Origin of the sequence: Streptomyces sp. NPDC059994, from assembly GCF_042737755.1 — a bacterium.
GTDB lineage: Bacteria > Actinomycetota > Actinomycetes > Streptomycetales > Streptomycetaceae > Streptomyces.
In genome coordinates this window covers 17,033-43,676 of the sequence record NZ_JBHWUR010000048.1, presented here as the reverse complement: position 1 = coordinate 43,676, position 26,644 = coordinate 17,033, and the positions used below count along the sequence as shown (strand labels likewise).

The 26,644-nt window shown below is 69.5% G+C and carries 25 protein-coding genes and 1 pseudogene; 22 read left to right on the top strand and 4 right to left on the bottom strand.

Annotated features, from left to right (window positions below):
• The first annotated feature begins 121 nt into the window (after positions 1–121).
• From ACFWA7_RS23030 to ACFWA7_RS22930, 21 genes and pseudogenes are all read left to right on the top strand, one after another.
• On the top strand, positions 122–634 hold the full coding sequence (locus tag ACFWA7_RS23030; protein ID WP_385542502.1) for an RICIN domain-containing protein: 513 nt from the start codon (positions 122–124) through the stop codon (positions 632–634).
• A 660-nt stretch (positions 635–1,294) separates the two neighbouring features.
• Positions 1,295–5,551, top strand: coding sequence for a hypothetical protein (locus tag ACFWA7_RS23025; protein ID WP_385824890.1), 4,257 nt, complete (start codon positions 1,295–1,297; stop codon positions 5,549–5,551).
• A gap of 97 nt (positions 5,552–5,648) precedes the next feature.
• Positions 5,649–5,837: a hypothetical protein gene (locus ACFWA7_RS23020; RefSeq protein WP_385542508.1), complete on the top strand. Its 189-nt coding sequence runs from the start codon at positions 5,649–5,651 to the stop codon at positions 5,835–5,837.
• 199 nt (positions 5,838–6,036) lie between these two features.
• Positions 6,037–6,239, top strand: a pseudogene (locus ACFWA7_RS23015) (fasciclin domain-containing protein); the annotation flags it as partial.
• A 466-nt stretch (positions 6,240–6,705) separates the two neighbouring features.
• Complete coding sequence (locus ACFWA7_RS23010) at positions 6,706–7,044, top strand: PRC-barrel domain-containing protein (protein ID WP_385542580.1); 339 nt, start codon at positions 6,706–6,708, stop codon at positions 7,042–7,044.
• A gap of 392 nt (positions 7,045–7,436) precedes the next feature.
• Entirely contained in the window at positions 7,437–9,212 is a 1,776-nt protein-coding gene (locus tag ACFWA7_RS23005; protein WP_385824888.1) for a hydrogenase maturation protein, read from the top strand.
• A gap of 48 nt (positions 9,213–9,260) precedes the next feature.
• Positions 9,261–10,349, top strand: a complete 1,089-nt coding sequence (locus ACFWA7_RS23000; protein ID WP_385824886.1) for a hydrogenase expression protein HypE — start codon at positions 9,261–9,263, stop codon at positions 10,347–10,349.
• 141 nt (positions 10,350–10,490) lie between these two features.
• Positions 10,491–12,272 carry a nickel-dependent hydrogenase large subunit gene (locus ACFWA7_RS22995; RefSeq protein WP_385542516.1) on the top strand — a complete coding sequence of 594 codons (1,782 nt, stop codon included), beginning with the start codon at positions 10,491–10,493 and terminating at the stop codon, positions 12,270–12,272.
• Positions 12,269–12,871: a hypothetical protein gene (locus ACFWA7_RS22990; protein ID WP_385542519.1), complete on the top strand. Its 603-nt coding sequence runs from the start codon at positions 12,269–12,271 to the stop codon at positions 12,869–12,871. The genes ACFWA7_RS22995 and ACFWA7_RS22990 overlap by 4 nt, the downstream gene beginning before the upstream one ends.
• Positions 12,868–13,524, top strand: a complete 657-nt coding sequence (locus ACFWA7_RS22985) for a DUF5947 family protein (protein ID WP_385542522.1) — start codon at positions 12,868–12,870, stop codon at positions 13,522–13,524. Before ACFWA7_RS22990 ends, ACFWA7_RS22985 begins: the two co-directional genes overlap by 4 nt.
• Positions 13,521–14,216 carry a DUF6084 family protein gene (locus ACFWA7_RS22980; RefSeq protein WP_385824884.1) on the top strand — a complete coding sequence of 232 codons (696 nt, stop codon included), beginning with the start codon at positions 13,521–13,523 and terminating at the stop codon, positions 14,214–14,216. The genes ACFWA7_RS22985 and ACFWA7_RS22980 overlap by 4 nt, the downstream gene beginning before the upstream one ends.
• Positions 14,213–15,655: a hypothetical protein gene (locus ACFWA7_RS22975; protein ID WP_385824882.1), complete on the top strand. Its 1,443-nt coding sequence runs from the start codon at positions 14,213–14,215 to the stop codon at positions 15,653–15,655. Before ACFWA7_RS22980 ends, ACFWA7_RS22975 begins: the two co-directional genes overlap by 4 nt.
• Positions 15,652–16,218: a hydrogenase maturation protease gene (locus ACFWA7_RS22970; protein WP_385542531.1), complete on the top strand. Its 567-nt coding sequence runs from the start codon at positions 15,652–15,654 to the stop codon at positions 16,216–16,218. Before ACFWA7_RS22975 ends, ACFWA7_RS22970 begins: the two co-directional genes overlap by 4 nt.
• A 39-nt stretch (positions 16,219–16,257) precedes the next feature.
• The gene (locus tag ACFWA7_RS22965) at positions 16,258–16,365 is read left to right on the top strand and encodes a DUF6893 family small protein (RefSeq protein WP_385542534.1); all 108 of its coding nucleotides are present in this window, start codon (positions 16,258–16,260) and stop codon (positions 16,363–16,365) included.
• 157 nt (positions 16,366–16,522) lie between these two features.
• Entirely contained in the window at positions 16,523–16,915 is a 393-nt protein-coding gene (locus ACFWA7_RS22960) for a hydrogenase maturation nickel metallochaperone HypA (protein ID WP_385542537.1), read from the top strand.
• Positions 16,916–16,918: 3 nt separating this feature from the next.
• The gene (gene hypB, locus ACFWA7_RS22955; RefSeq protein ID WP_385824880.1) at positions 16,919–17,743 is read left to right on the top strand and encodes a hydrogenase nickel incorporation protein HypB; all 825 of its coding nucleotides are present in this window, start codon (positions 16,919–16,921) and stop codon (positions 17,741–17,743) included.
• A gap of 17 nt (positions 17,744–17,760) precedes the next feature.
• Positions 17,761–20,130, top strand: a complete 2,370-nt coding sequence (hypF, locus tag ACFWA7_RS22950; RefSeq protein ID WP_385824894.1) for a carbamoyltransferase HypF — start codon at positions 17,761–17,763, stop codon at positions 20,128–20,130.
• A gap of 66 nt (positions 20,131–20,196) precedes the next feature.
• Complete coding sequence (locus ACFWA7_RS22945) at positions 20,197–20,517, top strand: HypC/HybG/HupF family hydrogenase formation chaperone (protein ID WP_385824878.1); 321 nt, start codon at positions 20,197–20,199, stop codon at positions 20,515–20,517.
• Positions 20,514–21,638 carry a hydrogenase formation protein HypD gene (hypD, locus tag ACFWA7_RS22940; RefSeq protein WP_385542546.1) on the top strand — a complete coding sequence of 375 codons (1,125 nt, stop codon included), beginning with the start codon at positions 20,514–20,516 and terminating at the stop codon, positions 21,636–21,638. The genes ACFWA7_RS22945 and hypD overlap by 4 nt, the downstream gene beginning before the upstream one ends.
• A gap of 76 nt (positions 21,639–21,714) precedes the next feature.
• Positions 21,715–22,704 (top strand): hydrogenase expression/formation protein HypE, encoded by a 990-nt coding sequence (gene hypE, locus ACFWA7_RS22935; RefSeq protein ID WP_385542586.1) that lies wholly within the window; start codon positions 21,715–21,717, stop codon positions 22,702–22,704.
• Between the two features lie 30 nt (positions 22,705–22,734).
• Positions 22,735–22,938 (top strand): hypothetical protein, encoded by a 204-nt coding sequence (locus ACFWA7_RS22930; protein ID WP_385824898.1) that lies wholly within the window; start codon positions 22,735–22,737, stop codon positions 22,936–22,938.
• Here the strand turns inward: ACFWA7_RS22930 and ACFWA7_RS22925 are convergent.
• A complete protein-coding gene (locus ACFWA7_RS22925; protein ID WP_385542549.1) occupies positions 22,872–23,249 on the bottom strand; it encodes a hypothetical protein in 378 nt (125 codons plus the stop codon). The two genes, ACFWA7_RS22930 and ACFWA7_RS22925, sit on opposite strands and share 67 nt — an antisense overlap.
• Positions 23,250–23,809: 560 nt before the next feature.
• On the bottom strand, positions 23,810–24,031 hold the full coding sequence (locus ACFWA7_RS22920; RefSeq protein WP_385542552.1) for a hypothetical protein: 222 nt from the start codon (positions 24,029–24,031) through the stop codon (positions 23,810–23,812).
• A gap of 192 nt (positions 24,032–24,223) precedes the next feature.
• Between ACFWA7_RS22920 and ACFWA7_RS22915 the strand changes: the two genes are divergently transcribed.
• Positions 24,224–24,820, top strand: coding sequence for a transposase (locus ACFWA7_RS22915; protein WP_385824876.1), 597 nt, complete (start codon positions 24,224–24,226; stop codon positions 24,818–24,820).
• A gap of 318 nt (positions 24,821–25,138) precedes the next feature.
• Here the strand turns inward: ACFWA7_RS22915 and ACFWA7_RS22910 are convergent, their stop codons facing one another.
• Both ACFWA7_RS22910 and ACFWA7_RS22905 read right to left on the bottom strand, forming a co-directional pair.
• Entirely contained in the window at positions 25,139–25,609 is a 471-nt protein-coding gene (locus ACFWA7_RS22910) for an SAM-dependent methyltransferase (protein WP_385542559.1), read from the bottom strand.
• Positions 25,610–25,773: 164 nt separating this feature from the next.
• The gene (locus tag ACFWA7_RS22905) at positions 25,774–26,637 is read right to left on the bottom strand and encodes a hypothetical protein (protein WP_385542562.1); all 864 of its coding nucleotides are present in this window, start codon (positions 26,635–26,637) and stop codon (positions 25,774–25,776) included.
• Positions 26,638–26,644 lie beyond the last annotated feature (7 nt).

Genomic DNA, 26,644 nt, shown 5'->3' with positions numbered 1-26,644 from the left:
CGCCGGCCCGTAGCGGCCTTCCGTACCTGAGGCGACAACTGCGACCTTGTCATTTGCCTCGCGGCCGTGGCTAGATTCACCGGTGTTGCAGACGGTATCTCTCCCTGATGAAAGGCGTGTCATGCGCAAGCCAGTGGCGTTTCTGTCGGCGGTCTTCCTGGCGGTGGGCTTCCATACGGCCATGGCCCCGCAGGCCTCGGCGGCCGGCCCCAACTGGGGAGAGCTCTTCACCCCGGTCGGCCCCGGCACCTGGTACCCCGCAAAGTGCGCCACGCCCAAGGGCAACAGCACGGCCAACGGGACCATCATCACCCTGTGGACCTGCACGGGGGACGAGCTCCAGAAGTGGGACCACGACGGCTACCAGATGGTTCACAAGGCGAGCGGGAAGTGCCTGACCCCGCAGGGCGACGGGTACAACGTCAACGGCGCGGTGCTCACCTTGTGGCCGTGCGACGACAGCGGCAACAACCGCAGCCAGCAGTTCTGGTCGAGCGACTGGTCCATCAAGACCAACTACTCGGACAAGTGCCTCACCAACAAGGGCGGTTCGTCCGGCAACGGCACCTACCTCACCCTGTGGACCTGCGCCTCCGACTTTCCGCCGGAGCAGCACTGGCAGATGCGGTACTGACGGACGGCACGGTGGACGGGGCCCCGGCCCGGAGGTCGGGGCTCAGCAGGCACGCGGGTTCAAGGACAGGCTGTCAGCCGGCAGGGTGTGATGCCGCAACGCACAGGTGCGGCAGGGGAAGTTGCCCGCTGTCCGGCCGCTGTGGGCTGCGGGACAACAGTGCTGGTCATGTCCGCTCACGCGGCATGTGATGCCCTGCGCGCGACCGGTCAGAGCAGGTAGACCCCCTGCTCGGCCGCTGCTCCTGGCTGCGACGGGCCTCATGACTTGCGGTATGGGCGGGGGTTTTCCAGCTCCGCCGAGACCGCGCATACCGGTGACCGCCGCCCGCAGGTGTGCGGGGCGAGCCGTTCATCGGAGATCTGTTGGCCGCACGGGATGTGCGGACCAGCTCAATACACGCCCGCACTGGCGGGGGCAGCCCTGCGAAGGCTTGGTCCCACCGGCCGGGTGAACTCGGCTGTGCCCAAGCGGGCACAGCCCCTGACCGACGAGATACGGGGGAGTTCTCTCTTGAGATCCATCCGACGGGCATGCGTGCCGGTAGCCGCGCTGGCTGCTTGTGCGGCCTTGACCGGGGGCTTACTGCAAGCCGTTCCTGCGGCTGCCGCGCCAAGGCCCTCCACCGGGGGTGCCCCTCCACCCGCCGCGTCCGGACGTGTGGACAGTCCGGACGAGACGCTGGGCAAGGGCTGGAAGACCTCCGAGGACCGCGCTGTGACCGGCGCGGCCGACGCCAAGGCCTTCAAGATACTTGTCGCCGATGAAGCAAAGGCGTACGAGTGGAAGACGGTCGCCGCGCTGGCGGAGCCGGGAGTGCCCGCCGACTCCTGGATCGGCAACCAGTGCGTCATGGACGACTCCCATGTGGCCGCTGTGTATGCCCCGCGCGCGTTCACGAACAAGCCCGACCTCATGCAGGGCGGCGCGTTCACGGCGATCGTGAACACCAGGACGGGTGAGGTGACGAAGCTGCCGTTCACCGCCACGCTCGCCTACTTCGACCCCACTTGTAACACCACCACGCACACGGCCGCCTTCACCCAGTACCGCGACATGAACGACGTGGCGCAGGTGAAGACGCAGGTGATCACCGTGGACACGGCCGGCGCCACGGTCGTGAAGACGGGGGAGCTGCGAGGGCAGGTTTCGTCGGCGGCACCGGTGAAGGGCGGTGTCGTCGCCGGTCTGGGCCGCGATCTCGTCCGGATCGACGGCAAGGGGAAGGTCCGCCGACTCGCCAGGGGCGACAGCATCCCCTTCGACATCCGCCCCATGGCAGGGGACCGGATCGGTTTCGTGGACCGCAAGGACACGAAGACGGCGCAGGCGAAGGTGTACGGCGGCAGCGGTGAGCCGCTCACGGTCGCCAACGGGCACCTGGGCGACTTGGAGCTGGTGCCCGGCGCGCAGGGCCGCGTCTTCCTCACCGGCCGTCCCCAGAACGTCAAGGTGAAGGGGAGCGGAGTCACCCGGCTCGACGCGCCGGCCGACACCGACGTCTCCTCCCACGGTCGCCTCGCCGTCGCCCCCGTACTCACGCCCGGTGTCCGCGCCGGACTGACCCGGATCAAGGCGGCCGGAAAGGACTTCGACAGGCCGGCCGAGCCCGAGGCGGGTGTGCGTTCCCGCTCCGGGACGGCCCCCGAGACCTCGGACGACGACACCACGATGACGGTCACGTCGACCGTCACGGCGACGGGCAAGGAGGTGCGGCAGCGGGTCGCCCCGACGCGGCAGAGCCCCGTCGAGAGTCTCTCCCCCGCCCTGACCGGCGACGCCAAGCCGCGTACGCTGCCCCGTGCGGCCGCGGCCGCGCCCGACTCCCACGACCCCCGTGACACCGACCGCTGGTGCTCCGTCTCCCGTAACGACATGAGTGTGCAGGCGCTGCAGCCGACGTCCAACCAGGTCGAGTGGGCGGTGGACATGGCCGTACGCGGCGAGCTGCGCAGCAATTGGATCCGTCAGGGCGACTACCGCGGCCAGGCCGGGCTCCTTTCGACCGACCCCCAGGGCCTCTTCCCCCGCCCGGAGCTGAAGGGAGGCGGCCGGATCCCCGCCAACGTGCTGCTCGGTATCCTGGCACAGGAGTCCAACCTGTGGCAGGCCGAATCCGGCGCGGTCCCCGGCCAGATGGGCAGCCCGCTGGCAGCCGTGGACGGCTACTACGGCCACAGCGCGAAGGACACCCTGCTCGGCTACTGGCGCATCAACTGGGACAAGTCCGACTGCGGTTATGGCGTCGGCCAGGTCACCGACGGCATGCGCCTGAAGGGGCACGAGAAGACCGGCGAAACGAGCCTTGAACCGGCGCTGCAGAAGGCAATCGCCGTCGACTACGCCACCAACATCGCCGCCTCCATGAAGATCCTCACCGACAAGTGGAACGAGGTGCACGCCGACGGGCAGAAGATCACGGTCAACAACGACGATCCCTCCCGCGTGGAGAACTGGTTCACGGCGGCCTGGAACTACAACCTCGGCTTCAACCCCAAGTCGGCGGCCGGCCAGAACGGCGGCAGCTGGGGCCTGGGCTGGTACAACAACCCCGCCAACCCCATGTACAAGAAGGGCGCCTGGGACCACCCGTTCATGGATGTGAGCCTCAACACGAACAACATCCGTGACGCGGCGACCCCGCAGTACTGGCCGTACGAGATGAAGGTGATGGGCTGGTCCGCCTGGTCCATCGACACCGGCTTCTCCTACGCCACGGACGGCCGCCAGGACTGGAAGGGCGAATCGGGGTTCAACTCCGCCGGCTTCAACCCCGCCTGGTGGACCACCGTTGCCGACCGCTCCCGCGTCAGCCCGCCGATCAGCACCTTCTGCAACACGAAGAACAACTGCAACCCCGCCAACCCGGTCGACTGCCCGGACGAGGCCTGCTACCGCCAGTTCTGGTGGAACCAGGAGAACGCGACCTGGAAGCCCGACTGTGCGCAGACGTGCGGGCACGAGAACATCAAGTACCAGACCCTGCGCGCCGAGCCCGGCCGCGGCTACCGGCTGAAGAACGGCAGTCCGGTGTGCGCCGCCGCCCCGGCGGGCTCCGACGTCGTCACCTCCATCCCCACCGGCACACCGACGTGGTCGGCCTGCGGGGCGGCAGCGTCGACGGGCAGCTTCCAGTTCACCTTCCATCCCGACTGGGACCAGCACTACGAGGCGAAAGCCGATCTGCATTCGATCGGCGGCGGCCACGGCGGCCACTTCTGGTACACCCACACCCGTGACGAGAACCACCTCGGCGGCGACGGCAACCGGATGACGATCGAAGGCGAGTGGACGGCGGGCAAGACGTACGACCTCGCAGCCGTCTACGCCTACATCCCCGACACCGGAGCACAGACCAAGGACGCGAAGTACGTCATCAGCGGCGCTGTCGGCGGCCCGTACGAGCGGTACGTCGACCAGGACGCGAACAACGGCCAGTGGGTGCCGCTGGGCGCCTACAAGTTCACCTCCACGCCGAAGGTGACACTGACCAACTACTCGAAGGGGGCCACCGCCGACCGCGACATCGCCTGGAACTCCGTCGCCTTCAAACCGATCAAGGGCAGGTTCGTCCAACGCTCCCTGACCGCGGCCGCGATCTTCGACCCGAACCAGGAGCTCAACTCCAACTGGCCGGTGTCGACGGAGATCAACTCGCCCGTGCGGTCCATGAAGTCCCTCTACGACTGGGGGCTGGGCTTGGCCGACAAGGGGCCGCTGTGGAACAACCCGGAGGGAGCCGACGCCCGCGGTCTGTCCTCCGAGGCGCGCTGCCCGACGGCGAAGGCCGTCGGCGAGTGCACGGGGCAGCAGACGTGGGACGCGGCCGATCAGTGGGCCAAGGACATCAAGGAAGGTGGATCGGCACCGCGCGCCGACGGCTCCGCCCCCGCGATGTCGATCCCCGTATGGATGGCCATGTCCAACCTGCGCCCTGACGTGTCCAAGCCCGCCTCCGAGGCGTACCGGGACCCGAACAGCTACAAGATCAAGTCTGATGTGAACGTGACGTTCGTGGTCGGCGAGGACGGGAAGATCGTTGACGGCAGCGCCGGGTCGAACTACCGGGCCCGCGTCGGCAACGCCCACCTGCCCCACTTCGTCACCAAGATCATGAAGACGATCGAGGCGGACTACGGGATTCCGGCGCCGGACATCGACTACACCACGCAGGACGCGCTGGAGTACGGCAACGTCCACACCTCCCACCCCTACACGGACGGGGACACTCCGGGCCAGGCTTACTTCCCGCACTTCCGCGGGGCACGCATCGACGACGCCAAGCAGTGCGTCGACTTCCGCGCCATCGGCGGCGGCGTGCACGGCTACCGCGCCATGATCGGCCACAAGTCGATCAACGACAACGTCAAGGCGTGGGTGGACAAGGTCAACGCGAGCCTGCAGGCCAACCACGCGGTGAAGCGGTTCGCCGGAGACGTCTACGCGATGTTCTTCAAGAACTCCGGATCCTGGAACAACAACATGGGCGGCTCCATGATCGGCAATGCACCTCCGATCTGGCAGGACATCGCCGCGGCCTTCTGCGCCGACGGGTCCGTCAAGCCGATGCACCTGCAGAGGAACGGCGACGCGACTCCGTCCAACGGCATCGTCTTCCAGTCCTACATGCCCGACCTGTACCTGTACATCGACGACCAGCTGACCGACAACCTCGGCCGCCCGTCGAACCACCGGATCAACGGCGGAGACTGGAGGAACTTCTCCAACTTCCCCGCCACCGCTCCCAACGGCAACGCCTATGCAACCTGCTCGGCGGCCACCCGCGGCAGCGGCGGCAACCCGTGGGGGGTCGACGCGCCGGCACCGATCATCGGTGACGGACCGGGAAACCGGCCGAACAAGGTGGTCCACTGCGACGACCCGGCCAACGAGTTCACTGCCCCTCTCACCCGGTGACCGTGTCGGCCATCGCGTGATGTAATGCGAGGAAGAAGGGGGGTGGCCATTACAGGCCACCCCCCTTCTCCTCGCGCACACCATCGGAGAACTCCTCATGGGCATCCTGTACGTCGCCTTCTTCGCCGCGATCCTCTACCTCGTGCCGGTGACCCTGCTGTGCCGGAGGATCGCGAACAAGACCACGGCGCGGACGGGCTGGGCCATGGCCTTCCTGCTGATCGCCCTCCCGGCCATCCTGCTGACGATCGGCGCGATGATCGATGCGGCGAGAGCTGCCACATGACTGACTCACCTTGCCAACCCGGGGTGTCAATTCAACGGCTCTCGTTGCTCGGGCAGAGCGCCGTTACCGCGGTGGAGCTGGACCCGGTGCTGGCCGAACAGGGCGAGCGGAGCCTGAGAACCCGATTCTCAAGGACCGCCTATGCGGGGCAGCGTGCGCGCAGCTGCGGCTGCCACTCAGTCGACGGTGACGACGACCGGTCCCCAAGGACGGCGCGGGCTCGTTCGACGGTATGGCCAAGGACCCGGACGCCACCGCCGCGTCCCACAACCCGGTCCTGGCGAGCCCAGTCACGGCCGTGAAGAAGGCCGGTCTCGTGGACACCCTGAACAACGCGAAGGACAGCACCGTCTTCGCGCCCACCAACGACGCGTTCGCGAAGTCCCCAAGGCGGACCTGGATGATGCCAGGCCACCCGGGCTCTGGAGCGTCCCCGAGCAGGCGGACCCGACGGCGACTGCGGAGCCCGGATTGACGACTTCCCTGGAGGAAGCGGCCGACTGGGTGGCAGTTGGGCCGGGTGGCGTAGAGGCTTGTTGCCGCAGCTGTTGATACGGGCAGGATTGGCGAAGCCAGAACCATACCCGTCCCTCAAGGAACTGGCGGCTCATGCTGGAACGCCCGTTACGCACGAAGCAGACCGAGATCCTGTCTGTGCTGCTTGTTTGCATGCTGGCCAGCAAGTCCGCATCGGTTGGACAAGGGGTCTACGGGCTCCGACCGTGCCGGCCGTTGGCTTCTGCCGGCTCGCGCAGATAGTGATAACTGGCTCGATGAAGAGGGGGCGAGCAGCCCCGACAGCCGTTGCAGCCTCCCGAGCACCTGCCGCGATAGCGGCCCTCAGAAGGAGAAGATCTCTGTGACTGACATGTGGAGCTACGACCCCGAGTCGCACTACACGCCCGGCACCAGTCTGGTCGGCTTCAAGGTCGAGGCCAGCGACGGCCATATCGGAAAGGTGGATGAGGCCACCGAGGAAGTGGGCTCCTCGTACATCGTCGTCGACACCGGGCCGTGGATTTTCGGCAAGCACGTCATGCTGCCCGCCGGAACGGTCGTCCGCGTGGATGTGAAAGAAGAGAAGGTCAATGTGAACCTCACGAAGGACCAGATCAAGGACTCTCCCGAGTACGACAAACACAAGCACCGCGACGACGCCGCCTACCGTGACCAGCTTGGCCAGTACTACGGCCGCGGTCACATCTGACCCAGGCGGTCGCTGCGGCTCCCCCCCCGGCCGGGGAGCCGCGGCGCGCGCAGCTCATTGCGTGCCGGAGCAGGAACGGGTGGACAGCCGCTCGGCCGGGTCCCAGGACGGATGGTGAACGGTATGCATCAGCCGGGCAGCGGTATACCCAGGAGGCGCGGACGTTCGGCCGTGCTGGTCCTCGCCCGCGGGCGCCCGGGCGGCTGAGCGCAGGACCTCTCGTCCGTCAGGCGCGAGCCCGGTCGTGTTCCGCGCCGCCGGGTGGCCCTGGGCCGGGCTCCTTTCGGGGGAGGCCCCCGCCTGTGGCATCGCCATGGGGGGGCGTTCTGGTCGACTATCGGAGGCGCGGCCGGACTGGCGTTCCGTGGCTGCGGGGAAGTCGGGAGGCTGCCGTGCACATCCTGCTCATCGCGAGCGCGTTCAACAGCCTGACCCAACGGGTCCACGCGGAATTGAGGGAGCACGGGCACACCGTGGCGGTGGAGATCGCGCGGGACGACGAGTCCTTGCGCGCCGCGGTGCGCCACCATGAGCCGGATCTGCTCGTGGCGCCCATGCTGAAGAGCGCAATCCCCGAGGACGTCTGGGCCGCGCACACCTGCCTCATCGTGCATCCGGGGCCGGTGGGCGACCGGGGGCCTTCCTCGCTCGACTGGGCCATCCACGAGCAGGCGGACCGGTGGGGTGTCACCGTTCTGCAAGCCGACGCGGAGATGGACGCGGGGGACGTGTGGGCGACAGAGACTTTCGCCGTCGCACCGGTGGGCAAGAGCGACCTGTATCGCAACGAGGTGGCCGACGCCGCGATGACGGCGCTGCTGAGTGCCGTCGAACGCTTCGCGAGCGGAACCTACCGCCCTCGCGCCCAGCGGGACATTCCCGAGGCCCGGCGACCGCACGTCCGGCCGTACCTCGGCCAGGAGTACCGGCGTATCCACTGGGACCGTGACACCACCGAGACCGTGCTGCGCGCGCTGCGCGCCGCGGACTCCCAGCCAGGAGTGCTGGACGAGCTGCTGGGTGCGGAGTGGTTCTTGCACGGTGGGCAGCCGGAGCATGAACTGCGCGGCCAGCCCGGCGAGTTGCTTGCCATCCGGGCCGACGCGGTGTGCCGGGCGACCGTCGACGGTGCCGTATGGCTGCCCGAACTACGTCCCCGGCGCCGCCCGGGAGGGCCGGCCACCTTCAAGCTGCCGGCCGTCACCGCCCTCGGCCGGCTTCTGCCGGACCTGCCGGAACACCCGGCAGTCGGGTACCCGGGCGTCGCGGACGGAACCTGGTCGGACATCCGCTACCGGGAGGAGGGCGGGGCCGGATTCCTGTCGTTCTCCTTCCCCGGCGGCGCGATGAGCACCCGTCAGTGCCGCCGTCTGCTCGATGCCTACCGGGCGGCCTGCTCCCGTCCCATCTCGGTCCTGGTACTGGGCGGCAACCGCGACTTCTTTTCCAACGGCATCCATCTGAACGTCATCGAGGCGGCCGCCGACCCGGGCGAGGAGTCCTGGGCCAACATCGTCGCGATGGACGATCTGGTGGAGGCCGTGCTCTCGACCACAGACCGCCTTGTTGTTTCTGCCGTCGGCGGCAACGCCGCGGCCGGCGGAGTGCTGCTCGCCCTGGCCGCGGACGAGGTCTGGTGCAGGACGGGCGCAGTACTCAACCCGCACTACCGGCTGATGGGTCTGTACGGCTCCGAGTACTGGACGTACACCTTGCCCCGCCGGGTCGGCCCCGAGACCGCCGAGCGGCTCATGAGGGAGGCCTTGCCGGTCGGCGCTGCAGCCGGACAGCGGATGGGCCTGGTGGACCGCCTGGTCGATAGCGGCCCTCAGCAGTTCGGCGCCGAGGTAACCCGGATGGCCGTGCGGCTCGCCTCGTCACTGTCTGTCGACGCGCGGATCGCCGCCAAGAAGGCGGAGCGTGAGCGGCAGGAGGGCACGAAACCGTTGGCCGCCTACCGCGAGGGAGAGCTCGCCCACATGCGGCGCACGTTCTTCGACCCGGACGCCCCCTACCACGCGCTGCGCGGGGCATTCGTGCGCAAGGCTCGTCCCGACGGCATGCCGGCGCATCTCGCGGGGGCCAGGCCAGGCAGACGAGTGATCGTCGGCGGACCCGTCGTCAGTGGTGTCGCGGAGGTGTCGGCCCACTGTTATCAAAGAGAGTGAAGGCCGATCTGCGGCCTTTCGTTGTGTTCCTCCCCTAGGAGGCGTGCCATGGACGCAGCTACGTCGACCGCGGTGGCTACCGCGGACGCGTCGGGTGCCGACGCCGGGGACGAGTCCCCGATTCACATCCTCTGGATCAACGCGGGACTGAGCTGCGACGGCGACTCCGTGTCCCTGACGGCTGCGATGCAGCCGAGCATCGAGGAGATCGTTCTCGGTGTGCTGCCCGGCCTGCCGAAGATCGCTGTCCACTGGCCTCTCATCGACTTCGAATGCGGGCCCGTGGGGGGATCCGACACCTTCATCGAGTGGTTCTTCAAGGGGGAGCGGGGCGAGATCGACCCGTTCGTCCTGGTGGTCGAGGGCTCCATCCCCAACGAGAGCATCAAGCAGGAGGGGTACTGGTGCGGTTTCGGGGACAACCCGGAAACCGGCCAGCCGATCACGACCAGCGAGTGGATCGACCGCCTCGCGCCCAAGGCCCTCGCGGTTGTGGCGATCGGGACCTGCGCCACCTACGGCGGCATCCACGCGATGGCGGGCAACCCGACCGGTGCCATGGGGGTGCCCGACTACCTCGGCTGGGACTGGAAGTCCAAGGCGGGCATCCCGATCGTCTGCGTACCCGGGTGCCCTATCCAGCCGGACAACTTCTCGGAGACCCTGACGTACCTGCTCTACCAGGCGGCCGGGTCCGCGCCGATGATTCCGCTGGACGACAAGCTCCGCCCCACCTGGCTCTTCGGCGCCACCGTGCACGAGGGGTGTGACAGGGGCGGGTACTACGAGCAGGGCCAGTTCGCCCTTACCTATGACTCGCCCAAGTGCCTGGTGAAGCTGGGCTGTTGGGGCCCCGTCGTCAAGTGCAACGTGCCCAAGCGCGGCTGGATGAACGGCATCGGGGGCTGCCCGAACGTGGGCGGCATCTGCATTGCCTGCACGATGCCCGGCTTCCCCGACAAGTTCATGCCTTTCATGGACGAACCGCCCGGAGGCAAGGTGTCGAGCACCGCCAGCGGCGCGTACGGAGCGGTGATCCGCAAGCTCCGTACGATCACCGCCAAGACCGTCGACAAGGAACCGAAGTGGCGCCACACCGGCGACCGGCTGACCACCGGATACCGGCCGCCCTGGTGACACCAGCCCCGCGGTAGCCGGCCGACGCCGGCGGTTCGACCCGAAGCATGTTCCCACCACCCCACACGAAGTCGTGACGCACGGCGCCGCACACCACGAAGACGTGACGCGCGACGACTTGAAGAAGGGCGCTGCACACAGATGGCACCGAAGACCAAGACCGGCGAAAACAACGGTCTGGTGGAGATGGCCTGGGACCCGATCACCCGGATCGTGGGCAGCCTCGGCATCCACACCAAGATCGACTTCAAGCAGAAACGGGTGGCCGAGTGCTACAGCACCTCATCGGTCTTCCGTGGATACAGCGTGTTCATGCGGGGCAAGGACCCCCGCGACGCGCACTTCATCACCAGCCGGATCTGCGGGATCTGCGGTGACAACCACGCGACCTGCTCCGTGTACGCCCAGAACATGGCCTACGGGGTCAAGCCGCCGCACCTCGCCGAGTGGATCATCAACCTCGGCGAGTCAGCCGAGTACATGTTTGACCACAACATCTTCCAGGAGAACCTGGTCGGGGTCGACTACTGCGAGAAAATGGTCCGCGAGACGAACCCGGGCGTCCTGGAACTGGCCGAACGCACCGAGGCGCCGCACGCCGGCGAGCACGGCTACCGCACCATCGCCGACATCATGCGCTCGCTCAACCCCCTTGAGGGCGAGTTCTACCGCGAGGCCCTGCAAGTCAGCCGCTACACCCGGGAGATGTTCTGTCTGATGGAGGGCCGCCATGTGCACCCCTCCACCCTCTACCCGGGCGGCGTGGGCACCATCGCCTCCGTACAGCTCTTCACCGACTACCTCAGCCGCCTCATGCGGTACGTGGAGTTCATGAAGCGCGTCGTGCCGCTCCACGACGACCTCTTCGACTTCTTCTACGAGGCCCTGCCCGGCTACGAGGAAGTCGGCCGCCGGCGGGTGCTCCTCGGCTGCTGGGGTGCCCTGAACGACCCCGAACACTGCGACTTCACCTACGCCAACATGTCCGACTGGGGACGGAAGATGTTCGTCACCCCGGGCATCGTCGTCGACGGCAAGCTGGTCACCAACGACCTCACCGAGATCAACCTCGGCATCCGCATCCTGCTGGGCTCCTCCTACTACGAGGACTGGCAGGGCCAGGAGCAGTTCGTCACCCACGACCCGCTGGGCAACCCCGTGGACCCGCGCCACCCCTGGAACCAGCACACCATCCCCGCCCCCCAGAAGCGCGACTTCGGCGACAAGTACAGCTGGGTGATGTCCCCGCGCTGGTTCGACGGCAAGGACTACCTGGCGCTCGATACGGGAGGCGGCCCCATCGCGCGGCTCTGGTCCACCGCACTGTCCGGGCTTGTCGACACCGACTACGTCAAGGCCACCGGACACAGTGTCGTGATCACCCTGCCGCGCACCATGACCAAGCCCGAGACGCGTTTCGAGTGGAAGATCCCGCAGTGGAGCAACGCCCTCGAACGCAACCGGGCCCGCACGTACTTCCAGGCCTACGCCGCCGCCATCGCCCTGCACTGCGCGGAAAAGGGCCTGGAAGAGGTGCGCGCCGGGCGAACCCAGACGTGGGAGAAGTTCGAAGTGCCCGACGAGGGCCTCGGCGTCGGCTTCACGGAGGCCGTGCGCGGTGTGCTGTCCCACCACATGGTGATCAGGGACGGCAAGATCGCCAACTACCACCCGTACCCGCCGACTCCCTGGAACGCCAGCACCCGGGACACCTACGGCACCCCCGGCCCGTACGAGGACGCCGTGCAGAACACGCCGATCTTCGAGGAGAACTCGCCGGAGAACTTCAAGGGCATCGACATCATGCGCGCGGTGCGCAGCTTCGACCCCTGTCTGCCGTGCGGCGTGCACATGTACGTCGGCGGAGGCAAGACGGTCAAGACGATGCACATGCCGACCGGCCTGAGCGGTCTGAGCGGATGAGCGCGCAGACCACCGACCGCGTGACACCAGCCCCCAACGCCGAGCAGGCCGGCCGCCGCATCGAGGAGATCCTCGAACGGCTCACCGCCGCAGGTGACGGTGAGGCCGCCGCGGCCGCCGAGGAGTTGGTCCGCGTCCTCATGGACTTCTACGGCGCCGGCCTGGCCAGGATCGTAGGGCTGCTTGAGGCGCGCGCTTCCGACGGGTCCGGCAGGGGTGGTCTTTCGGCGCTGCTGGAGGACGACCTCGTTACGAGCCTGCTGGTCCTGCACGACCTGCACCCCGAGGACACCGTCACTCGTGTCGCCCGCGCCCTGGGCGGTGTCCAGGGCCATGCCGTCGAGCTCGTGGCATTCGACGAAGCCACCGGCACGTTGCGCCTGCGGTCCGCCGGGGCCGATACGGGCTGCGGGTGCCAGAGCACGGCGGCCGCCGCCCGCACCGCGGTCGAGACCGCCCTGGCCTGTTACGCACCGGAGGTCAGCTCCGTGGAGCTGGGGGAGACACCGGCCGAGCGCACTCCCGTACTGCTTCAGATCGGCACGGCTCCACCCGACAGCGCGCCCACGGGCGGACCTGACTCGGCGCGGGCCCGGTGAGCGCCCCGCCGACCGGCCGGCGCCCCCCGCGAGCCCGGGGACTGCGCAGGTTCGCGGAGCCTCCGGCGCCCCGTGAGGAGCGGTGCGAGTTGTGCGCGGCCGCGCTCGCCGACGACGCCCACCGCCACCTCGTGGACACCGAGCGGCGCGTCCTGGCCTGCGCCTGCACCCCGTGTGCGTTGCTCTTCGCCAAGTCCGGCGCCGCAGGCGGCCGCTTCCGGGCCGTCCCCGACCGCTATCTGACCGACCCGGGCATGCACCTCGACGACACGACGTGGGGGCTCCTGCAGATCCCTGTGGGCGTCGCCTTCTTCTTCCGCAACGCCGCGCTGGACCGGTACGTCGCGCTCTATCCGAGTCCGGCCGGGGCCACCGAGAGCGAACTGGAACCGTCCGTCTGGCAGTCCGTGCTCAGCGGCAGCCGGCTGGCCGCCGTACTCGAACCGGACGTCGAAGCGCTGCTGTTCCACCGCACCGACGGGCACGTCGAATGCCACCTGGTCCCCATCGACATCTGCTACGAACTGGTCGGCCGGATGAGGCTGTTGTGGCAGGGCTTCGACGGCGGAGCGGAGGCGCGCGCCGCGCTGGCGGACTTCTTCGCCCATGTCGGGTCCCGCGTCACGAGCGTGGACCGGGTGGGGCGGCCATGACCGAATTCTCCTTCGCGTGCGAGGGCGTACGCGCCGACCCCTACGCCGCGGGCCCCACCCTGGTCTTCCGGCTGCGCGTCACCGCGTCCGGGCGTGCCCGCGTGCACGCCCTCGCGCTGCGCTGCCAGATCCGCATCGAACCGGTCAGACGCGGTTATGACGACGAGGAGGCCGCGGGCCTCGCCGATCTGTTCGGGGAGCGTTCGCGCTGGGGCGGCACGATGCAACCCGTGCAGTTCGCGCAGGTGTCTGTCATGGTCCCCAGCTTCACCGGGGAGACGGAGACCGATCTGGTGGTGCCGTGCACCTACGACATGGACATCGCCGCGAGCCGGTACTTCGGTGCGCTGACCGGGGGAGAGGTGCCGCTCCTGATGCTGTTCTCCGGCACTGCCTTCACCGGAGTCGGCGGATTCCAGGTGGAGCCGGTTCCCTGGGACCGGGAAGCGTCCTGCCGGATGCCGGTCGCGGTGTGGCGCGAGATGCTCCACCAGCACTTCCCCGGCTGCGGCTGGATCCGGCTGCCGCGCGAAACGATGGACGCTCTGCTCGCGTTCCGCTCCCGGGCATCGCTGCCGTCCTGGGAGGCGACCGTGCACGCGCTCCTCGACGCGGCGGAGCCCCCGCTCGGCCGGGACCGGACACCGCTGGAGGCCCTGCTGTCGCGAGTCACCGAGAGGACTTCCCCGTGAGTGCACCCGTGTTCAGCCCGGAGGCCGACACCCGGTTCGCATCGGCCAGGGCGGTTGCCGACGCCGTGCTCTTCGAGGGCTATGTCCTCTACCCCTACCGCGCCTCGGCGGCCAAGAATCGGCTGCGCTGGCAGTTCGGGGTCCTTGTCCCGCCGGTGTGGGGGGCCGACACGGCGGAGCACAGCTTCCAGCAGACCGAGTGCCTGATGGAACCGAAGGCGGATGCCGCGTTCTCGGCCGAGTTGAGATTCCTGCGCGCACGGCGGCGCACGGTGCAACGGGCCCTGGCGGACGGCACTTTCGAGACCGTCCCGGAACTCCACTTGCCCGACCGCGTCCTGGTCCCGTGGGACGAAGGCGCCGAAGAGCGCGTGGAGGTGTCGACCACCGTCGCCGAACTGACCCGCGGCGGCCGCTGCGTGACCTTCAGCCGGCCGGCCGGCGAAGAGACCGAACCCGTACACGACGCCCAGGGCGCGATCGTGGGCCGTCTGGTCCGCCACGCCCGGCCGGTCGAGGGCGTCCTGCGCCTGAACGCGACCGAGGTCGAAGGCCCGTACCGGGTACTGCGGTTGACGGCGGTGGTCGAGAACACCAGCTCATGGACACCGGACGAGGGCGTCGCTCTCGACCGGGAAGCGGTGCTGCCGCACTCGCTGGTCGCCGCCCACCTGCTGCTGCACATCGGCTCCGGAGCGTTCCTCTCGATGACGGACCCGCCCGAGTGGGCCAGGGGCGCGGTGGCGGCCTGCCGGAATCTGCACACGTGGCCGGTGCTGGCGGGCGCGCCCGGGCATACGGATCTCGTCCTGTCCTCTCCGATCATTCTGGAGGACCATCCGGCCATCGCCCCGGAGAGCCCGGGTGCCCTATACGACGCCACCGAGATCGACGAGATCCTCGCGCTGCGGACCGCTGCCCTCACGGACGAGGAGAAGCGCGAGGCACGCGGCACCGACGCGAAGGCGGCCGCAGTGATCGACCTGGCCGACTCGATGCCGCCCGAGGTGCTGGAGCGGCTGCATGGCGCGGTGCGCACCCTGCGGGACATCACCGGACCGTCCGGCACCACCCCGCAGCCGACAGCTCCGGAGGTGTGGCCCGACGCCGGACAGATCGCTCCCTGGCCGGAGAAGCCTTGGTGGGATCCCGCCAGCGACGCCGGCTTCGACCCGGCGACCGACGAGGTCGTCATCGACGGGCGCCCGGTGAGCGCGGGCAGCCGCGTACTCCTCAGGCCCGGACTGCGTCGCAGCGACGCCCAGGACCTCTTCCTGCACGGGCGCACCGCCCAGGTCGAGGCGGTGCTGCACGACGTCGACGGCGCAGTGCACCTCGCGGTGACCGTCGAGGGGGATCCGGGCGCCGACATCCGCCGTGAACAGGGCCGGTTCCTGTACTTCCAGCCCGACGAGGTAGCTCACCCGGAGGAGACATGAGCGGGACACCGCGCCGCGAGGACATCGCCCGCACCCTGGTGGCCGGCGTCGGCAACGTCTTCCTCGGCGACGACGGCTTCGGGGTCGAGTCCGTACGCGCCCTGCACGAGCACCAACTGCCCCCCGGTGTCGAGGCGGTGGACTTCGGCGTGCGCGGTGTGCACCTCGCCTACCAGCTGCTCGACGGCTACGACACCCTGATCCTGCTCGACGCCACCGCTCGCGGTGGCGCCCCGGGGTCGCTCTACCTCATCGAGGCGGGTACGCCCGGAAGCGAGGCGCCCCAGGGCGCTGTGGTCGACGGTCACCACATGTCGCCCGACACGGTGCTCGCCCTGCTGGACACTCTCTGCGCCGGCACCGGGGCGCGGCCCCCGCGACGCACGCTGGTGATCGGATGCGAACCCCTCTCGGTAGAGGAATGCCTCGGCCTGAGCGCGCCGGTGGCGGCCGCCGTGCCTGAGGCGGTGCAGTGGGTGCTCGACCTCGTACAGCGCGACGAGCGAGGTACGGCGAAGCGGGAGGCGCCAGCACCGGCTGCCACCCGAACGTATGGCTTGTGAGCAGCCAAGTGACTCGGCACGTGAGGAGAGGAGAGATCCATGAAGAGATCCGTCATCGGCAAGGTCGCGGCCACCGCCGCGCTCGCAGCCCTGGTGAAGCAGGTCCTGCCCGACATCAGGCGTTACCTGCGCATGCGCCGCATGTGAGAGTGTCCCTCGCACGCCCCACGGCCGCTGCGTCGAACGGTGTACGTCGGCCCCGGCGTCGGCGAGCCACGACGCGAGCCCTGCGCCAGTCACCGTGTAATGGTGCCTGGCGGGCTGGCCGCACGGCTGCGACCTCCGCCAGGACGGAGGCGGCCCGATGCATGAGATGTCCATCGCGATGGCCGTCGTCGGCCAGGTGGAGGAAGCAGCGGTCCGGGCCGGCGCGACGGCGGTCACCGCAGTGCGGCTCCAAGTCGGTGAGCTGGCCGGAGTCGTCCCCGACGCCCTGTCCTTCAGCTTCGAACTCGCCTGTGCGGGGACGGTTCTCGAAGGCGCCGAACTCATCACCGAGTCCGTGCCCGGACGCGCCCGCTGCGGGCCCTGCGCGTACGAATGGGCGGTCGGCATGCCCCCGCAGCTGTGCTGCCCGGCGTGCGGCGACGCGGCCGCGGAGCTCCTGCGCGGCCGCGAGCTCCAGATCGTCGGAGTGCGCTGGGAGGACGGCCCGCCCAGCGAACGGGACCGCGAACCGATCCCCGAGGAGTGCTGAACCATGTGCCGAGAAGTGGACCTGCACCGTGCGGTCCTCGCCAAGAACGACGCGAGCGCGGGAACCTTGCGGGCCGAACTGGCCGCCCGCGGCACCTCGGTGATCAATCTGCTGTCCAGCCCGGGCAGCGGGAAAACGGCACTGCTGGAACGCGAGCTGCTCCTGGCGCGCGAACGCGGCATCCCGGTGGCCGCCCTCACTGCCGACCTCGCCACCGAGCACGACGCCAGGAGGCTGGCCCGCTCGGGCGTCCCGGTCAAACAGGTCCTCACCGACGGACTGTGCCACCTGGAGGCGGCGATGCTGGGCGGCCACCTCGACGGATGGCTGCCCGACGACACCCGCCTACTGTTCGTGGAAAACGTCGGCAACCTGGTCTGTCCCGCCTCCTACGACCTGGGCGAGACCCTGCGGGTCGTCCTCGCCTCGGTGACCGAGGGAGAGGACAAACCCCTGAAGTACCCCACCGCCTTCGGCCTTGCCCACCTGGTGGTGGTGACCAAGAGCGACATCGCCGACGTCGTCGAATTCGACGAAGCGGCCTTCCGCGCACACGTCGCTCAGGTCAACCCGGGAGTGGAGGTGCTCCTCACCTCAGCCCGCCGCGGTCCTGGCATCGGCGATCTGCTCGACCGGGCGGTGGCCGCGGCCGACGGCGGCGGGGTCCACCAGCCAGTGATGGCACAGCGGCCATCTGAACACCCCCACCATGACGAGCAGCACAGCCACGAACACCATCACGACGCCGCCGGGCCCCCCTCCGACCTGCACGGTCCCGCACGCACCCACGCCGGCGCGCCAGGCGCCGCGAAACACCGTCACCCGTGACCTCCACCCAGCCCGATATGACTCTCGCCGCCAAGGCCGTGCGCCGCCGGGTCACGGTCCGGGGCGTCGTCCAGGGCGTCGGGTTCCGGCCCTACGTCTACACGCTGGCCACCGGTCTCGGTCTCGCGGGGCATGTGAGCAACACCGGGGACGGCGTGATCACCGAGGTGGAAGGCACACCAGCGGCAGTGACGGGGTTCTGCGCACGCATCGCCGCCGACGCGCCCCCGCTGGCCGTCGTGGAGTCCGTGAGCCAAGAGGAGGTGCCGGCCGCAGGGGGCCAGGGCTTCGTCATCGTGCCCTCCCGTGCCCAGGGCCCCGCCCGTACTCTGCTCTCACCCGATGTGGCCACCTGCGCCGCGTGCCTCGCGGAACTGGCGGCCGAGGGCGACCGGCGCCACCGGCACCCGTTCATCACCTGCACCCACTGCGGCCCCCGCTTCACGATCGCCACTGGCCTGCCCTACGACCGGGCCCGGACGACCATGGCGGACTTCCCCATGTGCGCCGAATGCGCCCGGGAGTACGCCGATCCCACCGACCGCCGCTTCCACGCGCAGCCCATCGCCTGCCCGGCCTGCGGGCCACGCCTGCGCCTGCTGGGCGCCGCCTCCAGTGGCCCACCTGAGATGATCGCCGGTGATCCCGTCGCCGGGGCCCGCGAACTTCTGGCGCGGGGTGCCGTCCTCGCCGTCAAGGGACTGGGCGGCTACCACCTCGCCTGCGATGCCACCCACCCCACAGCGGTTGGCTTGCTGCGCGAGCGCAAGGCGCGCGGCAACAAGCCGTTCGCGCTCATGGCACGGGATGTCACCGACGTGGAACACCTCGCGCACGCCGGCCCGGCGGAGCGGGCACTGCTGAGCGGCGCCGTTCGGCCCATCGTGCTGCTGCGCCGCAGGGTCGCCGACCCGACGGCGATGGGTGGGCCGAGGCTGTCCGAAGCCGTCGCGCCGGGCAGCCCCGACCTCGGCGTGATGCTTGCGTACACCCCCCTGCACCATCTGCTGCTCGGCCTGCCCACCGATCCCGAGGGCCCACGGCTGCTCGTCATGACGAGCGGCAACCTGGCCGGGGAGCCCATCGTCACCGACGACGATGAGGCGATCGAGCGGCTTGGCACCCTCGCGGACGCCTGGCTCACCCACGACCGCCCCATCCACGTACCGTGCGACGACTCGGTGGTACGGATCTGCGACGGCGAGCAGCTGATGGTCCGCAGAGCCCGCGGCTATGCCCCGCTCCCGCTGGCTCTGCCGGTGCCCGTCACGCCGGCCCTCGCCGTCGGGGGCGATCTGAAGAACACGTTCTGCCTCGGTGAGGGCCGCAGGGCCTGGCTGTCCGCGCACATCGGCGACATGGACGACCTCGCTACCCAGCACGCCTTCGCGCGGGCCGAAGCACAGCTGGAGTCCGTCACCGGGGTGACGCCGGAGCTCCTCGCGGCCGACCGGCACCCCGGCTACCGCTCGGCGCACTGGGCCGTGCGCCATACGGACGGCCGGCCGCTGGTGCGCGTCCAGCACCACCACGCGCATGTGGCCGCGGCGATGGCGGAACACGGGCTCGACGGCAGCCGGCCGGTCATCGGCATCGCCTTCGACGGCACCGGCTACGGGGATGACTCGGCGGTGTGGGGCGGGGAAATCCTGCTGGCCGACTACGACGGGTTCACCCGATATGGACACCTCGCCTACGTGCCACTGCCCGGCGGCGACGCGGCCGTACATCGGCCCTACCGGATGGCCCTTGCGCACCTGTGGTCCGCGGGCATCGCCTGGACGGCCGACCTGCCCCCGGTGGCCGCCTGCCCGCCGGACGAACGCGCCGTACTGGAGCGCCAGTTGGAGCGGAACCTCAACTGCGTACCTACCTCCAGTATGGGCCGCCTCTTCGACGCCGTCTCCTCCCTCGCGGGGATCTGCCACCGATCGGGGTACGAAGCGCAGGCGGCCATCGAACTGGAGGCCGCCGCGCTGGCCGCGGCCGAACCGGACCCGAGCGGATACGCGTTCACACTGCGGGACGTCTCGCCGGGGGGCGTGGTCACCGCGGACCCGGCTCCCGTGATCGAGGCCGTCGTGGCAGACGTACGCGCCGGAGCCTCCCCCGCACTCGTCGCCGCGCGTTTCCACCACGCGGTGGCCGCTCTGGGCCGGGCGATGTGCGCGCGAGCACGGGCGGACCACGCGCTGGACACCGTGGCTCTGAGCGGGGGCGTGTTCGCCAACTCCCTGCTCTCCTCCGCCTGCGCGGGCGCGCTGCGCGCGGACGGCTTCACTGTCCTGCGACACCACCGCGTGCCTCCCAACGACGGAGGCCTCGCCCTCGGTCAGCTGATCGTCGCCGCGCGCGCCAGTGCCCGCCGCCCGCCCGGTGGCGCCTGACTTCCCGTGCTCGCCCGTCACCGGGCGCGCCCCGGCCCACGGACTACTTTCAGTGAGGAGACCCCCATGTGCCTGGCGGTACCCGGCAGAGTGCTGGACATCGAGGAACGGGACGGCACCCGGATGGCCAACGTCGACTTCGGCGGCGTGGTCAAGGAAGTGTGCCTGGAGTATCTACCGGACCTCCAGGTCGGCGAGTACGCCATCGTGCACGTCGGTTTCGCGCTCCAGCGCCTGGACGAGGAGTCAGCGCGGCAGACCCTCGAATTGTTCACCACCCTCGGTCTGCTCCAGGAGGAGTTCGGCGACCCGTGGGAGCTGGCCGCGGAGGCCGGGGGCGCCCCGTGGCCCGGAGAGGATCAAGCCGTGCAGGAGGCTCAGCAGTGAAATATATCGACGAGTTCCAGAACCCCGGCCTTGCGCGGCGGCTACTCGACAGCATCCACTCCGTGGTGACCCGGCCGTGGGCGTTGATGGAGGTGTGTGGCGGTCAGACACACACCATCATCAGGCACGGCATCGATCAACTCCTTCCCGATCAGGTTGAGTTGATCCACGGTCCGGGCTGTCCCGTGTGTGTCACCCCGCTGGAGGTCATCGACAAGGCGCTGGAGATCGCTTCTAGGCCGGGCGTCATCTTCTGCTCGTTCGGTGACATGCTCCGCGTCCCCGGCACCGGCCGCGACCTGTTTCGGGTCCGCAGCGAGGGCGGTGACGTCCGCGTGGTCTACTCGCCGCTCGACGCCCTGCGGATCGCCCAGCAGAACCCCGACCGCCAGGTGGTGTTCTTCGGTATCGGCTTCGAGACCACCGCGCCCCCGAACGCCATGACGGTGTATCAGGCTCGCAAGCTCGGCATCACCAACTTCAGTCTGCTGGTCTCGCACGTCCGGGTGCCCCCGGCCATCGAGGCGATCATGGAGTCCCCGGACTGCCGAGTGCAGGCGTTCCTCGCGGCCGGACATGTGTGCAGCGTGATGGGCGTCGGTGAGTACCCCGAACTGGCCGAGCGCTACCGGGTGCCGATCGTGGTCACCGGTTTTGAGCCGCTGGACATCCTGGAGGGCGTGAGGCGTGCCGTCCTGCAACTGGAGCGCGGCGAGCACCGGGTGGACAATGCCTATCCGCGTGCCGTGCGTTCGGAGGGCAACCCGGCCGCGCGGGCCATGCTGGAGGACGTTTTCGAAGTGACCGACCGCGCCTGGCGCGGCATCGGAGTCATCCCCGGCAGCGGCTGGCGGCTCTCCTCCCGCTACCGCGACTACGACGCCGAACTCCGCTTCTCGGTGGCCGGCATCGATACCCGGGAACCCGCGGAGTGCCGCAGTGGCGAGGTCCTTCAAGGGCTGCTCAAGCCGAACGCCTGTGAGGCCTTCGGCACCACCTGCACTCCTCGCACCCCGCTCGGCGCCACGATGGTCTCCAGCGAGGGCGCGTGCGCCGCCTACTACCTCTACCGGCGCCTCGAACTGCCGAACCCATCGCTGGAGGCGAGCCCCGTTGTCTGAGAGCACCAAGGTCCATCTGCCCGACCCCGCCGCCTGGACGTGCCCGGCCCCGCTGCGGGACCAGCCGAGGATCGTGATGGGCCACGGCGGTGGCGGAGCGCTCTCCGCCGAACTGGTCCAGCACGTCTTCGCGCCCGCCTTCGGCGGCCAGACGCTGGCTCAGCTCGGCGACTCGGCGGCTGTGGACCTGGGCGGGGCACGGCTTGCCTTCTCCACCGACTCCTTCGTGGTCCGACCGCTGTTCTTCCCCGGAGGAAGCATCGGCGACCTCGCCGTAAACGGCACGGTGAACGACCTGGCGATGAGCGGCGCCAAGGCCGCCTACCTCTCCTGCGGATTCATCTTGGAAGAAGGCGTGGAGGTCGAGATCGTCGCCAGGGTGGCCATGGCGCTGGGCGACGCCGCCCGCGCGGCCGGCGTCGAAATCGTCACCGGCGACACCAAGGTCGTCGAGGCCGGACACGGCGACGGCATCTACATCAACACCGCCGGCATCGGCCTCGTCCCACCCGGCGTCGACCTGCGGCCCCAGCGCGTCGTGCCGGGCGACGTCGTGATCGTCAGCGGCGACATCGGCGTCCACGGAGTCGCGATCATGAGCGTGCGGGAGGGCCTCGAATTCGGCGTGCAGATCGAGAGCGACTGCGCACCCCTGGGCGGTCTGGTCGAGGCCATGCTGGCCGTGACCCCCGATCTCCATGTGCTGCGCGACCCCACCCGCGGTGGCCTTGCCGCAACCCTCAACGAGATCGCGGCGGCAGCCCACACCGGCGTCGTGCTCCACGAGAACCGCGTTCCCGTACCCTCCCCGGTCGCCAACGCCTGCGCGATCCTCGGTCTCGACCCGATGTACGTGGCCAACGAGGGCAAGCTGGTGGCCTTCGTCCCCCGTGTCCACGCGGACGCCGTCCTCGGCGCGATGCGGGCGCACCCGATGGGAACGAGGGCGGCGGTTATCGGCGAAGCGGTTGAGGAGCACCCGGGCATGGTCGTGGCACGCACCGCCCTCGGCGGTACGCGGGTGGTGGACCTGCCGATCGGTGAACAGCTACCACGGATCTGCTGACCGCATTGGGGCTCCGGTCTCCTCGGCGGCATGAACCAGGCCCTTCGGGCGGCGGCCGGCCCGGGCCGCATTGCTGGAGATCTCTGCCACCGCTCACCGTCCGCCGTGCGCGGCGCGGGTATCCGGATCGAGCGGCGGACCCGCTGGTTCGTCAGCCTTGGGGAAGGCTATTTCGGGTCCTTCGGGTCCACGCCGGTGACCGCCGAGGCGTCCTTCGTGCCGCTGGGGCGCTGAGAGCGGCCCCTGGGGCCAGTGTCGTGCATTCCCTTCTCGGCGGAGGCCCCGCCTCGGGTCTGTTCCTCGCCGCGTCGCCCAGTGCTCTTGACGCGGTCGCCCGGCACCGCAGCAGACTCCTCACGGGCCACCTTTCTTCCGGCGCCCTTCTCGGGTGCGTGCCGCTCGGGATGGAAGGAGCGGTGCGCGCTCGGATTGTCCTGCTGGCTCGTCTCGTCTACATCCGGCGACCAGCCGTGCTGTCCGGTCCCTGCGTGTCGGCTCGGCCCCTCGCCGTGCGAGGGGTGGGACGACTTCGGCTTCTTCGCCATGGCCCGGCCTGCCTGTTCTCTATCGATGACGACTCACGGCGGCGAGTGCCGAGCCGCGAATTAGTTAAATTCTCCCACTTTAGGGTAGATCGGCAACGCTTAGCGTGCCCAGGTCAGGTGCGTAGGCGCTCCGACGCCTCATTCGGGCCCAGACCGCATCCAAGATCAACCGCCTGGCGCTGGGAGGTGTCGCAGGGGTCGATGCCACATCCTCGGGCCCGACCAGGCCGACGCCGTCACCGGACGGCAGAAGCCGCCCACCTCCGTACGCGGCGCCGTCGACCCGGACCGCGCTGAACGACTCGGGGCCACCGGCCGGAGCACGGTCCTCGCCCAGGGCGTCGCCGAGCTCGCGCGCACCCTGCGACACGCAAACGGGTGACCCCAGGGCCGTTGCAGTCTTCACACACCCACCCATGGGGAACGTTCACCTGTGAGGCGCATGCCGGCAGCTGCTGGCCACCGGCACCGAACAGCGAGCCGCCCCCCGACCGGCCGAGAGGCCGGGCAGAGGGCGGCGCAAAGCCGGACGGCGGCTCCCGGTAGGGCGGGAGAGGCCGTCAGTCCTTGGCGATGGCCAGGCCGAGGAAGATCCCCACCAGCAGCGCGACGCTGCCGGTGACCATTACGGACCACGTTCCGGCGTGCGTCGCGCCGAACGTCGAGGTCATCCCGGCCTGCGTCGCGGCCTGCGTGGCCTGCGCCCCGGCCATGTTCGCCTCCTGGACGGCCAGGGCCGTCTCCAGCTCCTGAACCTTGGTCTCCAGCTCAGACTGCTCCATCGTGCGATCCTCTCTCACGGCGTGCCGGGCTGATCCAGGCATCACAGTCCATCGCTTCCCCACCGCCCGGACACACCTGCGCCTACCACCTGCGGTGCACTCGTTTGCCGAGGACAGGCGCTTAGATTCAACCGGTGAGTGCAACAGTGCTGGTTGAGGACGGTATGCGTGGCGAGAATGGGTCGGCCGGGGATGTCGGACGAGATGAAGGCCCACTTGTGGCGGCGTTGGCGGGCCGGGGAGTCGATCAGCGTCATCTCCCGGCAGATCGGCAAGCCGCCCGGTTCGGTGTTCACCGTCCTCAAGCACCACGGAGGGATCGCTCCCGTATCCCGCAGGGTGCGCGCCGGGAGCCTGGCCATGGGTGAGCGGGAGGAAATCGCGCGCGGGCTTCATGCTGGCGAGTCCTTGCGGACCATAGCCGGTCTTCTGGGGCGTGCGGTGTCTACGGTCAGCCGTGAGGTCGAGAACAATGGCGGACGCGATGTTTACCGGGCGATCGCTGCACAGGAGAGGGCACGTGAGCGCGCCCGGCGCCCGAAGCAGTGCCTGCTTGCCCGTAGACCCGCGCTGAGGCAGACGGTGCTGACCTTGCTGATGCACGAGTGGTCGCCCGAGCAGATCGTCGGGTGTCTGCGTCGGCATCACGGGAACGACCCAGGGATGGCGATCAGCCGCGAGACGATCTACAGGTCGGTCTACGTCACCCGATGGAAAGTGATCCCCCGCGAGCTCTGCAAACGCCTGCGAACCGGACGCCGATCCGGAAGAACAAGCGTCACACGGTGAAGGGCCAGTGGCGATCACAGATCACCGATGCCCGACCGATGGAGGAACGGCTCCAAGAGGCCGAGGACCGCCGTGAATTGGGGCATCTGGAAGGCGATCTGGTGATCGGCTCGAACAACAGCCAGGTCGCCACGTTGGTCGACCGGAAGTCGCGGTTCCTCACCGTCGTGAGACTCGCCAGCCGCCACACCGCCGTGGTCGTTCCCGCTCCCGCCGAGACCTACTCCCGCATGGGAGACAGACGCTGCCGTTCCCGGTCGCTGCGCGCGACGAGCAGGTTCTCGACGAGCGGACGGTCTGCGTCCGTGAGTGGTCTCATCAGGTACATGGGTGCTCCTCGGCGTCGGCGTCGGGGGCATGGGGTTTGAGGGTGAGTCCGGCAAAGGCGCCGGAGTATGTGTCGGGGGCGCGGGCGTGGGGATGCTCGGGATGCCGGCGCGCGGTGGGGACGAGGCCGGGATCCATCAAGTCCCAGTCGCCGAACAGCGCGTTGATCGCGTTGCGGGTGCGGGGCCGGAAGGCGCAGGCTGCTTCTTCGTCCCACAGGGACGTGAGCTGGGCCCGCGTGTGGGGCGTGAGTGACAAGTCGGCGGTGGCGTGGGTGATGGACAAGGCGCTGCCGGGCGGCAGCCATTCCCGCAGTGCGGCGACGGCGTTCGCCACCTGCTGGTCGTCGCCGATCCACGGCAGCACCTCGTGCAGCAGGGCCGCGACCGGCCGGCTGGGATCGAACCGGGCGGCGGCGTCGCCCAGGCCGGTGCCGTCTTCTTCACTCCCCGCCAACGTCACCTCGCCACCTACGCGGCCCTGCCGTTCGCGGCCCGCTTCACGCTCGTCCCGGCGCTGCTCGGGACAGACGCCGGGATCGTCGGCGCGGCGGCGCTCGCCCTGACCGACCCCGGCGCCTCACCCGCTGCACCCTGACCGGGAACTCGTCCCGGCGGCGCTGTACGTCAGGAGCGCCGTCGGCGGCGCAGGTGCAGGAGCCCTCCGCCTGCCGCCGACAGGGCTACCGCGCCGGAGGCGGCAGGGAGCCAGGGACGTGAGGAACCGGCGGCAGCGGCCGTCGTGGTGGCGGCCCGGTCTTCGACAGGGGCGTAACCGCCAGCGAGGCCCTTGCGGTCGTAGGCCGAGCCCGGGAGCTTGTCGCTGTAGCGCTTGGCGACGAGTTGCTGGTAGGCCTTGAGGGTGACGTGCGGCTTGCCTTGGAGGGCCACGCCGGCCTCCTTGTTGAGTGGTTCGACGGTGCCATTGCTGGTCACCCGGTACCAGGCGTGGATCTGAGGTTCCATGAAGGTCTGTGCCTGATCGGTGCCGCGCTCGGCGGTGCTGACGTCCGCGTCGCCGTCGCGGATCCCCGCCAGCTCCCAGGCGTGGCCGCCCTGTTTCCGGGCGAGCAGGACGGCGGCCTGGTGGCCATTGGCCGCGGAGACACGGGAGACGAGGTAGGAGAGCCGCAGAGCCGAGGCGGCGGTCGGCTTGGTCTTACCGGTGACGAACTCGGGTGCGAGTTCGTAGAGCGGTACGGGCTTCTTGAGGTCGAAACCGGGTGAGGTGGTGGGGGCTTGGACGAGACCGCGCGGGTTGCCGGCCGTGCCGCCGTCTGCGCCGGCGGCCGGCGTACGGTGCTCGGCGGCCGTCAGGAAGCGGGAGACGGTGTCGTGGACCTGGCCGGAGCGCAGCACTTGCTGAGCGGCGGTGTAGTCGGTCGCGGCGGGTGCGGTGGGGCGATCGGCGGCTTGCGCGGGAGCGCCCGCGCACAGGGTGGCGGCAGCGGCGGCGAACAGGATGGCTGCGCGTGTGGTTGTACGGTGCATGGTGGGG